Annotated in this window: 8 protein-coding genes; 3 read left to right on the forward strand and 5 right to left on the reverse strand. The window is 61.0% G+C overall.

The genetic code is table 11. The features are described from left to right. Positions 1-118: 118 nt before the first annotated feature. Complete coding sequence (locus ACY69P_RS08000) at positions 119-1,528, reverse strand: NAD(P)/FAD-dependent oxidoreductase (RefSeq protein ID WP_404844205.1); 1,410 nt, start codon at positions 1,526-1,528, stop codon at positions 119-121. A 274-nt stretch (positions 1,529-1,802) separates the two neighbouring features. On the opposite strand from ACY69P_RS08000, the gene ACY69P_RS08005 reads away from it, so the two are divergent. Continuing rightward, positions 1,803-3,611 carry a methyl-accepting chemotaxis protein gene (locus tag ACY69P_RS08005; RefSeq protein WP_462327102.1) on the forward strand — a complete coding sequence of 603 codons (1,809 nt, stop codon included), beginning with the start codon at positions 1,803-1,805 and terminating at the stop codon, positions 3,609-3,611. Positions 3,612-3,708: 97 nt separating this feature from the next. Here ACY69P_RS08005 and yjgA read toward each other — a convergent pair whose 3' ends face one another. After that, positions 3,709-4,218, reverse strand: a complete 510-nt coding sequence (gene yjgA / locus ACY69P_RS08010; RefSeq protein WP_462327103.1) for a ribosome biogenesis factor YjgA — start codon at positions 4,216-4,218, stop codon at positions 3,709-3,711. 303 nt (positions 4,219-4,521) lie between these two features. On the opposite strand from yjgA, the gene ACY69P_RS08015 reads away from it, so the two are divergent. Both ACY69P_RS08015 and ACY69P_RS08020 read left to right on the forward strand, forming a co-directional pair. Beyond that, entirely contained in the window at positions 4,522-8,508 is a 3,987-nt protein-coding gene (locus ACY69P_RS08015; RefSeq protein ID WP_462327104.1) for a PAS domain S-box protein, read from the forward strand. Further along, on the forward strand, positions 8,505-9,539 hold the full coding sequence (locus ACY69P_RS08020; protein ID WP_462327105.1) for a sensor histidine kinase: 1,035 nt from the start codon (positions 8,505-8,507) through the stop codon (positions 9,537-9,539). Before ACY69P_RS08015 ends, ACY69P_RS08020 begins: the two co-directional genes overlap by 4 nt. Before the next feature lie 136 nt (positions 9,540-9,675). Here the strand turns inward: ACY69P_RS08020 and ACY69P_RS08025 are convergent, their stop codons facing one another. The 3 genes from ACY69P_RS08025 to ACY69P_RS08035 all read right to left on the reverse strand — a co-directional run. Next, a complete protein-coding gene (locus tag ACY69P_RS08025) occupies positions 9,676-10,674 on the reverse strand; it encodes an HD-GYP domain-containing protein (RefSeq protein ID WP_459898662.1) in 999 nt (332 codons plus the stop codon). Between the two features lie 428 nt (positions 10,675-11,102). Further along, complete coding sequence (moaA, locus tag ACY69P_RS08030) at positions 11,103-12,113, reverse strand: GTP 3',8-cyclase MoaA (RefSeq protein ID WP_462327106.1); 1,011 nt, start codon at positions 12,111-12,113, stop codon at positions 11,103-11,105. Positions 12,114-12,130: 17 nt separating this feature from the next. Then, positions 12,131-12,539: NADH-quinone oxidoreductase subunit I (locus ACY69P_RS08035; protein WP_462327107.1), on the reverse strand; the 409-nt coding region annotated here is incomplete at its 5' end.

The raw sequence follows: 12,539 nt of genomic DNA on the forward strand, positions 1-12,539 counted from the left end.
TCGTCCCTTCAGGCCGAACGACCTAAGAGCTCAAGTCGCCGGAGGCCAAACAAAAAACGGCCGGGCCCTCTTGGGAGGACCCGGCCGTACTTATGCGCATAGACCAGCGTGTTGTTGGCTAGTCGTTTTTGCCGCCGCGCCGGACGATTTCCTTCGCGGGGATGATGCCGGTGGCGCTGGCGGAGACGATGTTGCCGGCCACGCCGGGGCCATCGCCTGCGACGTAGAGGCCTTTGATTTTGGTTTCCAGCTGGTTGGAGGTCTCCACCTGCGTGGCGAAGAACTTAATCTCCGGCGCGTAGAGGAGTGTTTCGTCGTTGGCGACGCCGGGGACGACGAGGTTCAGCTTTTCGAGGCCTTCCACGAGGTTGGTCACGATGCGTTCGGGCAGGGCCATGGCGATGTCACCGGGGGTGACGTTGGTCATGGTCGGCTCGACGTGGCTGTTCTTGATGCGGTTCCAAGTGCTGCGGCGTCCGCGTTTGAGGTCGCCAAAGCGCTGGAGGATGGGCTTGCCGCCGCCGATGATGGTGGCCAGCTTGCCGATGGACTCGCCGTAGGCCTGATTATCGGTGACGGGTTCCGTCAGCACGACTTTGGACAGGAAGGCGAAGTTGGTGTTTTCGGACTTTTCCACCATGTTGGCGTGGCCGTTAACGCACACGAAGTCCTGATAGTTTTCGAGTGCGACGAAGCCGCCGTAGTTGGTGCAGAAGGTACGGGTCTGGTCGTCGTACTTCTGTGTGCGCACGAAGAAGGTGGGGTCGTAGACGATGTCGCAGAGGTCGCGCATGATTTCGTTGTGCACTTCCACGCGTACGCCGACTTCGATACCGCGCTGGCTGACTTCGAGGCCGTGGCTCTGCACGAGGCGTCCGCACCATTCAGCGCCCACGCGGCCGGGGGCGAGAATGACGTTGGGGGCGTAGAACGCGCCGCTTTTGCCCATAACGCCGGTGATGCGGTCGCCGTCAACGATGAGGTCTTTGACTTCTTCGGACGTACGCACCACGACGCCTTTGGCTTCCAGATCTTCCACCATGCCGTTGATGTGGCCGGGGAGGTTGTCGGAGCCAAGGTGCTTTTGCTTGATGAGCAAGAGGTCCACGCCGTTTTTCATGGCGTGCTTGCGGATGTCTTTCGCGGCGGGCATGTCGGTGGGGTAGACCTTACCGTCCATGCCGTAGGCGTTGTAGATTTCTTCGGTCTCGTCGATGAGGGCCTGCGCCTGGTTCAAGGGCATGAACTGGGTCAGGTCCGTTTTGCCGAGGATGGGAATGTAGTTGAGCTTGCCGTCCGAGAACAGACCAGCTCCCCCCATGCCCGAGAGGATGTTGCAGGGACGGCACTTAATACAGTCCTCGCCGTGACCGATGGGGCACTTTCGTTTGAGGGGCTGCTTGCCTTTCTCAAGGATAAGGACCTTGAGGTCGGAATTCTCGGCCAGATAATAAGCGGCGAACAGACCAGCGGGGCCGCCGCCGACAATGATGACGTCAAACTTCTTTTCTACGGTATTGGAACCCATTCCATATCTCCAAAAGGGTTTTTGTGATGGAGTGCGACGGAGCCGAAATGGCATCGCGCGCAAAACCCTTGATTGTCCTTTCCACGTTTAAAAAAGAAAAGCAATAGAAAAATTTTGCCTGTGGGCTTTGGTGGTGCGTTGGTGCTGGAACAGACAGGTGCAGCGGCTGATTGTGCCATTGAGGCTTGAAAAAAAAGCAGGGTGGTATAGATTGTTCTGTGGAGAGGAGTGGCCGGTGTGAACCGTGGCATCATTTCACTGAGAGGTGGCTGATATGTTGAGGAATGTGAGTATTCAATGGAAATTGCTGGCGGCTGTAGTTGCCGGGCCTCTTATTATAGCGCTGGTCATGGCTGTGATGCATGTCCGGGATATTACACAAGGCGCGCATGCAAGCATTGAGGAAAAGAGCAAGGCGATTGTGCTTATGGCGGAAGCGGCACGGGATGAAATGTCCCAAAAGCTGGAGCGTGGCGTTATCCGCCCGTTTGAGCAGATACCAGACGACTATATCATGGACGCCGTGCCTATTATCACGTCCATAAACATGGCCAAAGCCAAGGCGGATGAGGCGGGGTATGACTTCCGGGTGCCCAAGGTCAAGCCGCGAAATCCGAAAAACACGCCAACGCCGCTGGAGGAGGACGTGCTCAGGCGGCTTAAGGCCGAAAACCTTGATGAATTGGTTCTGCGGGAACCCACGCAGATTCGCTATTTTAAGCCCATACGTCTGACAAAGGATTGTTTGCAATGCCATGGCGACCCCAAGGGCGCGCGTGATGTTGTGGGCGGCGTGAAGGAGGGCTGGAAGGTAGGGGAAATCCATGGTGCATTTCAGATTATCAGTTCGTTGGAAGAGGTGCACGCGGATGTGGTTGGGGCAAGGTTGAGCATCACCATGTGGACCTTGGGGATTTTGGCTGTCATTGTGTGCGCGTCATGGATTGTGCAGCGCCGGGTTATTGTGCAGCCCCTTTTGGGGATACGGCTTTTTGCACGTACGGTTGCTGATGGCGATTTGGACGCCACTGTAGACGAGGAGTACGGCGCGGAACTCGGGGCTATGCAAGGGTCCATTACGCGGATGGTGGAGCACTTGAAAACCAAGATGAGCGAAGCCGAAGAGAAAAGCGAGGAAGCGGAGCGTGCTCAGGAAGAAGCTGAGCAGGCGCTTGAACGAACACGGCAGGATGAGCAACGCATTTCACGTTTGCTGGATACTATGTCTGCCGTTGCGGAGGATGCCGCAAGCATTGCGGGGCAGGTCCTTGAATCGTCGGCGCATTTGCAGGAGCGCGTGGAGGAGGTGTTGCAGGGGGCCGAGGTGCAAAGCTCCAGAAGCTCCGAAACCGCAACGGCGATGGACGAGATGAACGCCACCGTGACCGAGGTTGCTATGAATTCGAGCTCTGGCTCGGAAAGTGCGGGGCAGGCGCGGGAAAAGGCTATGAATGGCGCATCCGTTGTGCAGCGGGTTGTGGAGGCCAACGGACGTGTGGCGACCATGACGGATGAGCTTCGCAAAGAGATGACGTCGCTTGGGGAGCAGGCAGAGGCCATTGGCAAGGTGATGGTCGTCATCACGGATATTGCGGACCAGACCAATTTGCTTGCCCTCAATGCCGCCATCGAGGCAGCCCGGGCGGGCGAGGCAGGCCGTGGCTTTGCCGTCGTGGCTGATGAGGTCCGCAAGCTCGCCGAGAAGACAATGTCTGCCACCCACGAGGTTGGAGAAGCCATTAGTTCTATTCAGGATGGTGCACGTCGAAACATAACCAGCGTGCAGAATGCCTCGGAGGCCGTAGAGGAAGCCACCAAGCTGGCGAATGAATCCGGCGAAGCGCTAAATGAAATAGTCAGCATGGTGGCAACAACCACAGAGCAGGTGCAGTCCATTGCCACGGCAACGGAGCAGCAGTCCGCCGCCAGCGAGCAGATTAGCCGCGCGGTGGAGGACATCAGCCGCATTGCCGGCGAGACGGCGCAGGGAATGGAAAAGGCGAACGAAGCCGTTGTGGAGTTGGCGAACCTGTCCGAAAAGCTGAATGAGTTGATGGCGAAGCTGCTGGAGACAAGCCAGTAGGCATCTTCTGGTGGCGTAACGAAAGATAAAGCGCCCCGGTGTACCAGACTGTGCGTTCGGTACACCGGGGCGCTGTGCGTTTGGCGGAAAGGAGCGGCTAACTTTGCTCCAGCTCGCGCAGGTAGCGGAACAGCTGGCGCGAGCTTTTGGGCGGTTTGTTTTTGGCGATTTCCTTGGCGGCATTGCGCGCCAGTTGGCGCAGGCGCTGGCGGTCGGCCTCTGGGTGGGCTTCGATGATGGTTTCCAGAACGTCCAAATCGCCGCCAACGAGGGCGTCGCGCCATTCCTCAATGCGGTGGAATTCGGCGGTGTCGGCCTTGTGCCCGGCTTCAAGGATGCCAAGGGCGGCGCGCAGGGTGTCCACGTCGCTGGTGTTGCGGACAAGGCGGCCCATGTACTGCATGTGGCGGCGGCGCCCTTCGTGCGCGGTGATGGTCTTGGACTCCAGCGCGGCGTCAATGAGCTCCGCGGGAATGGCCAGACGCTTGATGACGTCCGGCGGCAGGGCGCAGAGCTTTTCGCCGAGGGCTTGCAGTTCGTGCATTTCGCGCTTGAGTTGCGATTTGCTCTTGCGGGGCTGGTCCATATCGTCATGCTGGTTGGGCATCGGTCTTCTCCGTGGCGGTGCGGTAATCTGTCGTGCGGGGGGCGGTGGCGCCCGTGTGGTGGCGGGCACAGTGCCCGGCGCGCCGCCCGCCAAAAGCAGGCGGCACGCGGTACATGGTACGGATACAACAACACCCGTGGGGCGTCCAGTGGCCTGCTGGGCACAGACATGGGGCGGCTGAGGCAGCCCGCGCTTGTGAGTGTGATGTGGTGTGTGCTATGGACCTTGAATCCTGAAAAGTTTGTGTATTCGCGCCGCCGCAAGGCGTGCGCCCTTTGGAACGCGTCACCACCGGAACTATGGATGAAGATGGAACACGAGCAGACACGCGCTGAGATGCAAGAGGAGCTTCGTACCTTGCGGGCCAAGGTCCGCGAGCTGGAATCCAGACTGCATGTCTGCCAAGCGCCGGAGTCCGCCATATTGGAATCCGTCGTGGACGGGTTGGACACACCGGTCTTCGTCAAGGATGGCGAGCACCGTTGGGTGTATATGAACCGCGCCGGGGCGAACATCCTTGGGGACGATCCGGAGGGATTTCTTGGTCAGACGGACCATGACCGGCTGGACCAATTGGAGGCCGACCGCCACTGGGCCGAGGACGACCTTGTCTGGCAGGCGGGCGCGCCCATGTATTTCCGTGGTTCGCGCACGTGGGATGGCTCCAGCCGCCAAACGCGCAGCAAAAAGATTCCCTACGTGCATCCGGAAACCGGAAAGCGGTACATTATTGGCATCATCGAGGATATGACCGAGATGGACGCCAGCCGCAAAGCCGCCGAGGAAAGCGAACTGCGTTACCGTTTGCTGGTGGACAATGCGCGCGAGGCCATCACCGTCATCGATACGGACCGCATCATCTACGCCAACCGTCGCGCGCAGGAAATGGCGGGGTACAGCCTTGATGAACTGCGCGGCATGGCGCTGCCGGAGCTTGTGTATCCGGCGGACCGGGAGAAGGTTTTTGCCTGCCAGCGCGAGCGGTTAGCGGGGCGTCCGGCCCCGGAGACCTACGACTTCCGCATGGTGACCCGCACGCGGGAGGCGCTGTGGCTGTCGGTTACACCCATGTGTATCGACTGGGAAGGCAAGCCCGCTGTTCTCAGCTTCTACACGGACATCAGCGAGACCGTGGCCGCGCGTGAGGCGTTTGAGTGTTCCGAGCGCCGCCTGCGCAAGATTATTGACCTTGTGCCGCACATGATTTTTGCGCGCGACTACAAGGGCCGATACCTCATGGCGAATAAGGCGACGGCCGAGGCATGCGGGACCACCGTGGAGCGGCTTGTCGGGGCGTCGTACACGGAATTTTGCTCCAAGAAGAGCGGTGGGCGCGACATGTTCGTGGCCTATGACAGAAAGGTCCTCGTCACGGGCGAGGCGCGGTATGCGCAGGAGGTGCCGTTTACCGACGTCAATGGCACGGAGCGCATTCTGCAATGCTCGTTCATTCCTTTCGACTTTGATAAAGGCCGCCGAGCCTGCCTTGCCGTGTGTACGGACGTAACGCGTGAGCTGCGGACCAAACAGCGGCTGAGCATGCTGAGTTCGGCGCTGCTTTCCTTTGGCAGTGACCACCGCGAGAACATCAATCTGGTGGTGGAACTGTGCGGGGCGCTGCTTGGCGCGGAGTGCGCGGTATACAACAGGCTGCATGGTGAGCGCCTGTGCGTTCGTGGCGGGTGGAATGCACCGTCAACCATGCCGCCCGAGGATGTGGCCAAGGGGCATATCTGCACGGACATTATCGGCACGGGCCGCATTGATGAATTGCAGGTGCTGCGCAATCTGGCGGATTCGCCCTACGCGGAGACGGACCCCAATGTGCGGCGCTACGACATTGAAACCTACCTTGGCATGCCCGTGTTTTTGCAGGGGCAGGCCGTTGGGGCGCTGTGCGCGGTGTACTGCACGGATTACGAGCCGACCTACGAGGACGAGTGGCTCACCGGGGTGCTGGCGTCCGCCATCAGCGTGGAGGAGGACAGGCTCCGGTCCACCATGCAGCTGCGCGAGAGCGAGGCCCGCTACAGGGCGGCCTTTGATCAGGGGGCCGTTGGCATGGTGCACCTCGACATCAGCGGCGCGTACCTGAAAGTCAACGACAGGTACTGCGAAATAACGGGCTATAACCGGGATGAATTGACGGGCGTACGCTTTGACCAAATCACCCATCCCCTCGACCGCGAGCGCAACCGTGACCTGCACGAAAAGATTATTTGCGGCGCGTTGGACTACTATGATGTGGAAAAGCGCTACCTGCGGCGCGACGGCAGTGTCTGCTGGGTGCGTGTGACGGCGTCGCCCGTGCGCAGCGCCAGCGGGCAGATGGTCCTTATCAACGCGCTTATTCTCGACGTCTCCGCGCGCAAGCAGGCCGAGCAGGCCCTGCGGGAGAACGAGGAAAAGTACCGCATGCTCTTCCATAACGCGTCGGACGCCATCTTCCTGCGGACCGGGGAGGTTGGGGAGAAGCCCTCGCGCTTTGTTGACTGCAACGAGAAAGCCTGCACCATGTTCCGCATGCCGCGCGAGGCGCTGCTTGCCCGCGGGCCGCAGGAAATTTTGGGACCGCTGGACACCGCCGGAGCCTTGGACCACCCCGTGGAAACGCGGGCCACAGCCAATGATGGCCGCGTGCTGGACCTTGAGGTCGGCTCCCATGCCTTCCTGCTTGGCGGGGAGCGTGTGGTCCTCTCCGTGGTGCGCGATATTTCCGGACGCAAGGAGATGGAGAAGGCCGTGCTCCGGCGCGACGCCGTGCTGGAGGCCGTGGGCTTTGCGGCGGAGCGGTTCCTGCATTCCCCGGACTGGCGCGGGCATATGTCCGATGTGCTGGGCCGCATTGGCACTGCGGCGGACGTCAGCCGTGTGTATGTGTTCCGTAATTTTGAGGTCCCGGACAAGGGGCTGGCCATGGGGCTGGAGTTTGAGTGGTGCGCCGAGGACGTTGAACCGCAAATCGACACCCCGAACCTGCAATGCCTGCTCTATGACGAGGAGGGATTGCACCTTGTGCGCGAAACCCTTGAACGGCGCGAAGTCTACCGCGGCAACGTCGCGGACCTGCCCTCAGCCCACCGCGCAGTGCTACAGCCGCAGGGCATTGTGTCCATTGCCATCGTGCCCATCTTTGCCGGGGACGCGCTGTGGGGCTTTGTGGGCTTTGATGAATGCCGTACCCAGCGCGAGTGGTACGCCTCGGAATTGGAGGCGCTCATGGCGGCGGCGGACATTCTGGGCAACGCCATTGTCCGTGGCCGGGTGGAAAACGCCCTGCGCGAAAGCGAGGCCCGCTTCCGCCTCATTGCCGATGCGGTGGAGGATGTGTTTTGGCTGGCGGAACCCGGGCAGGGCGACGTGCTGTATTACAGTCCGGGCTTTCAGCGGTGGGTTGGGCCGTGCTCGTCGCCGCTGGAGACGCGGGAGCGGCACCTCAGCGCCATCCACCCAGACGACAGGCAGCGCGTGCTTGAGGTCTACCGCGACAGCGGGCGCGAGGCGTGGGAGCTGGAATACCGCATCATGTGCCGCGATGGAAACACACGCTGGTTCCGCGAGCGCGCCTTTGCCGTGCAGGATGAGCTGAGCTCCACCATGCTGGCGGGCGTGACCTCGGACGTGACAGAACAAAAGCGCAATGAGGAAAACATCTGCGAGGCCCTGCGCACCAAGGAATTGCTGCTGCGCGAAATCCACCACCGCGTGAAGAATAACCTTCAGATTATCTCCAGCCTGTTGGACATGGCGGGCCGCCATATCGAGGACGAGCGCTCCTCCGCCGTGATGAAGGACCTGCAATCCAAAATTCACAGCATGGCCATGATCCATATGCACCTGTACGGCTATGATAATTACGACAGCATTATCATTTCGGACTACGCGCAGGTGCTGGCCCAGCAGCTTGGGCAAATGTACAACGCCCGCAACGTGGAGCCGCGTTTTCATATGGAGGACGTCATCCACCTGCAACTGGACCTTGCCATCCCGTGCGGTCTGGTGCTGAGCGAGGCGCTTTCCAACGCCTACAAGCACGCCTTCGGTCCCGAGGGCGGCGCTGTGGACCTGACCATTGAATACACGCCAAGCGGCCGCGTCCACATCCGTGTGCGCGATGACGGCGCGGGCATTCCGGACGACCTGGATATTGACCGCACCAGTTCCCTTGGCCTGCGCCTTATGCGAAACATCGTGGAATATCAGCTGGGTGGACAGCTGGAGGTGACGGCGGACAGCGGAACAGTCATCGACATTACCTTTGGTGACCCCGTCGAAGGAGGGGAAGCATGAATACGCAGACAGAGGACGCCCATTCCATACTGGTGGTAGACGATGAGGCCGTCATCATCACCCAGATGGAAGAGATGCTCAGTTCCCTCGGGTATAATGTGGTAGGCAAGGCGGGCAGCGGCGCGCAGGCCATCAAGCTGGCGCATGAACTGTCGCCCGATTTGGTGCTGATGGACATCGTCATGCCCGGCGATGTGGACGGCATTGCCGCGTGCAGCGTCATCCAGCGCGAGATGGACATCCCGGTCATCCTGCTGACGGCCTACGGCGACGACAAGCACATCTCCCGCGCCAAGGCTGTGCAGCCCTATGGCTATATCCTCAAGCCCAGCCAGAACGACCAAATCAAGGCCGCTGTGGAGATTGTTCTGGAAAAGAAGGCCGTGGAGCGGAATCTGGACGGCATGATGGACGGGCTGCGCCATACGGCGGAGGACCGGCGGCTCCAGATCAAGGAAATCCACCACCGCATCAAGAATAATCTGAATATGATTACGGCCCTGCTTGCCCTGCAGGCCATGCATTCCGCTACGCCTGAGTGTTCGGACGCCCTTCAGGCTGTGCGCAGCCGCGTGGTGACCATCGCGAAAATTCACGAAAAGCTCCATACCTCGGACAATATGGAGCACATCGACTGCGGCGAATATTTTGAGAGCATCGCCTGCTCCCTCCTGCGCGCCAGCGACAAGGCGGACGCCATCGATTTTTCCTTCCAGTGCGAGCCGCACCAGCTGGAGCCGGATAAGGTGATGCCCATGGGCCTCATCCTCAATGAACTGGCGTCCAACGCCATGCACCATGCCTTTGGGCAGGGGGAGCAGGGGCGCATAACGATCAGCTTCCGCCGCGAAGGGCCGGATTATGTGCTGTCCGTCACGGACAATGGCGTCGGACTCCCTGAGGGCGTCACCATGGAGACGGCGGAATCGCTGGGGCTGGAGCTTGTGCGGAGCCTCGTGGCGCAGGTTGGCGGCACCCTGCATCTGCGGCAGGAGACCGGAACCGCCATCGAGGTGCATTTCCCCGTGTAGTGTGGCGCAGATTTGCACGCCGCCCGGCAGCGCCGGGCGGCAGTCTGCGGCAGCAAAACGCCCCCGCTTGCATTCTGGCAAGCGGGGGCGTTTTGGCGTGCTGGGGCGCGCAATCTGTGGACGGGGCACCGGGCGGCTAGACGATTTCCGCGCCGGAGAGGATTTGGACAAAGCGTTTGTACATGTCCATGTCGATTTCGTCCTGCATTTGGTTGCGCATAAGGTGCAGCACCTGAAAAGGATTCATGGCCTTGGCGTAGGGGCGGTCCGAGGTAAGGGCGTCGTACACGTCGGCAATGGCCACGGCGCGGGCTTCCAGCGGGATGTCGAAGCCCTTGGAGCCGCAGGGGTAGCCGCTGCCGTCCATGCGCTCGTGGTGAAAGAGGATGCAGTTGTACGCCGTCTGCGACAGGGCCAGCTGCGAGCACAGCCCAACGCCTTTGACGGGGTGCTCGTTGACGATGCGGCGTTCCTGCTGGTTGAGCGCGCCGGGCTTGTTGAGGATGCGCTCGGGGATGAGGGTTTTGCCGATGTCGTGGAGCATGGCCCCAAGGCCGCACTGCACCAGATGCTCTTCGTCCAGCCCATAGGCTTGCAAAATGGCCGAGGAGTACAAAAAGACGTGCATGCAGTGGGCGTAGGTCTTGTAATCGTGCTCCACCAGCTGAGCCACAGCCTTGAAGGAGTTCTCCAGCGTCAGGAACTGCACGCCCTGATTCACAAAGTCGATGATGCGGTTGAAGCTGTCCTGCTTGATCAAGGTGTCGGGCAGGCGGTTGTCAAAGGCTTCGCGCACAATGGAGACGGACGTGTGGTGGAAGAGCTTGGCGCGGTCCGGCAGGGGGATGTCTTCGTTCATGAGGATGGTGCCGAGGTTGGCCTCGACATATTCCTTATATGAATCGCTCTCGCTGGAGCGGATAAAGACTTCCTTGATGCCGTGCTCGTACAGGGCGCGTCTGTGCCGCTCCGTAAAGCATTCCTCTTCAGAGGCATAGAGGACGTAGCCATCGCCCTGCCGCAGATAGACGCTAAAGCGCCCCATGCAGCCGGGGGAGATGAGCAGGGGCGACACGGCAAGGTAGTCGTCCCGTCTGGAGCGTGTCCCTGTGTTTGTGAGGGTTTGGTTAGGCATAACGTCGTGTGCTTCCAGTTCGGCCTTTTGGCGGATTCCATGAAAAAACGCGCTGCATCGGGCGTGCCTGCGGCGCGGAAAAGGTCTCAGGACCGGGTGTTTAGTAGATGTGGCGCATTATGCGCGCCTTGAGCAGGGGGAGATATACGTCTTTCACTTGTAAAAGTATAGGGGGAAAATGCAAAAGCCTGTACGGGGGCAGGATAGAGTGTCCGATAGTCAGAGCTGATCGATGCAGTAGGAAATTATTACAAACGGAATGGAGTTGATTTCGGCGGGGACGAGTGGCGTTGCAGGGACGTGCTCTCTAGTGGCAATGCATCCTGTGGAACTCTGGTTTGCTGCGGCACGAAGCGGTGGGGATTTCTCTCGAATTATGAAGACGTTACGCGGTGTCTGAGGCCGAGATAAAGACCACAGGGCGCAGGCTACCCCCCTATGGCGGCCATGCCTTTGGCGCTGACATCAGTGCCGCCCTCGTGCTGGAGCAGGCGGTAGCCAAGAGGTTTGTCGCCCACTGCGTTGGCGATGGCGGCGTGCAGGTCAGCGTCCGTGACGCCGGGCGTGCGCAGCAGGCCGCGCAGTGGCGTTTCGTTGTCGGAGTAGAGGCACGTGCGCAGGGCGCCGTCGCTGGTGAGGCGCAGGCGGTTGCAGGTGGAGCAAAAGTGGTTGCTCAGGGCGGAGATGACGCCGATGCGGCCCGCGCCGCCGGTAATGGAGTACATGCGCGCCGGGCCGTGGTTTTTTTCGCTGGTGGCGGGGACGAGCTGGGCGTGGCGCCGCAGGGTGGCAAGAATGTCCTTGGACGACATGTACAGCCGCTGGGTCCAATGGCTTGCGCCCATGGGCATGAACTCGATAAAGCGGACATCAATGGGCTGGGTGCGGGCCAGTTCGACAAAGTCCGCCAGCTCGCTGGTGTTGACGCCAGCAAGGGCCACGGCGTTGAGCTTTACCCGCAGGCCGTGGGCAAGGCAGTCGTCAATGGCGCGGCGGACGTCGGCATATTTGCCAAAGCCCGTAATATCCTTAAACCGTTCGGGACGCAGGGTATCGAGGGAAATATTGACGGTGCTCATGCCGAGGCGGGCAAGGCGGGGGACCACGCCGCGCAGCAGGGTGCCGTTGGTGGTCAGGCGCAGGTCCAGCGCGGGGTGGCGCTCGGCAAGGCGCTCCAGAAAGTCCACCGCGCCTTTGCGCGCCAAGGGTTCGCCGCCGGTAAAGCGCACCTTGCCAATGCCGCGCTGCGCCAGCACGCCAATGACGCGTTCAATTTCCTCGTACCGCAGGATGTCGCCATGTGGGATGAATTCGGCGCGGCCGGAACTGCAATACATGCAGCGCAGGTTGCAGCGGTCTGTGAGGCTGACGCGCAGGTAGGCGGCGGTGCGGCCGTGGGCATCGGTCAGGGGGCTGGTGGGCGAAGTGGGCTTCTGCATGGGGATATCCATAGGGGTTAGAGCCTGTCGCCACTGGCGCGTCGCGCGCACAGGCGGCAGAGGGGACCGTCGGTTGTGGCAAAGACCGCGCCGCAGCGCGCACAGGTGCCGAGCTTGCCGCTGGCGAGGTGCTGGGATGGGGCGGCGAGCTGGGCGGGAGTGCCCGGCGTCGCCGTGAGGCTCTTCGGCAGACAGGTGCGACGGCACAGGCCGCAGCCGATGCACTGCCACGGTACGTGCTCCAGATGGAATGCACCGTTTTCCACTGTCATGCGCAGTGCGCCGGTGGGACAGGCGCGGGCGCATGCGCCGCAGGCGGTACAGGTTTCGGAGACGGTAACGGCGCTGACGGGCAAGACGTTTGAGGGCGTATCGCAGGGCGCAGTTTCCTGCGGGGACAATGTGGCGCCGAGGCGATCCAGCGCG

The sequence above is a fragment of the Desulfobaculum sp. genome (assembly GCF_054921475.1).

Bases quoted from the DNA above. Each gene is read 5' to 3' on its own strand.
- ACY69P_RS08015 (WP_462327104.1), top strand. From the start codon at position 4,522: ATGAAGATGGAACACGAGCAGACACGCGCTGAGATGCAAGAGGAGCTT.
- ACY69P_RS08020 (WP_462327105.1), top strand. From the start codon at position 8,505: ATGAATACGCAGACAGAGGACGCCCATTCCATACTGGTGGTAGACGAT.
- ACY69P_RS08000 (WP_404844205.1), bottom strand. From the start codon at position 1,528: ATGGGTTCCAATACCGTAGAAAAGAAGTTTGACGTCATCATTGTCGGC.
- ACY69P_RS08005 (WP_462327102.1), top strand. From the start codon at position 1,803: ATGTTGAGGAATGTGAGTATTCAATGGAAATTGCTGGCGGCTGTAGTT.
- moaA (WP_462327106.1), bottom strand. From the start codon at position 12,113: ATGCAGAAGCCCACTTCGCCCACCAGCCCCCTGACCGATGCCCACGGC.
- ACY69P_RS08025 (WP_459898662.1), bottom strand. From the start codon at position 10,674: ATGCCTAACCAAACCCTCACAAACACAGGGACACGCTCCAGACGGGAC.
- yjgA (WP_462327103.1), bottom strand. From the start codon at position 4,218: ATGCCCAACCAGCATGACGATATGGACCAGCCCCGCAAGAGCAAATCG.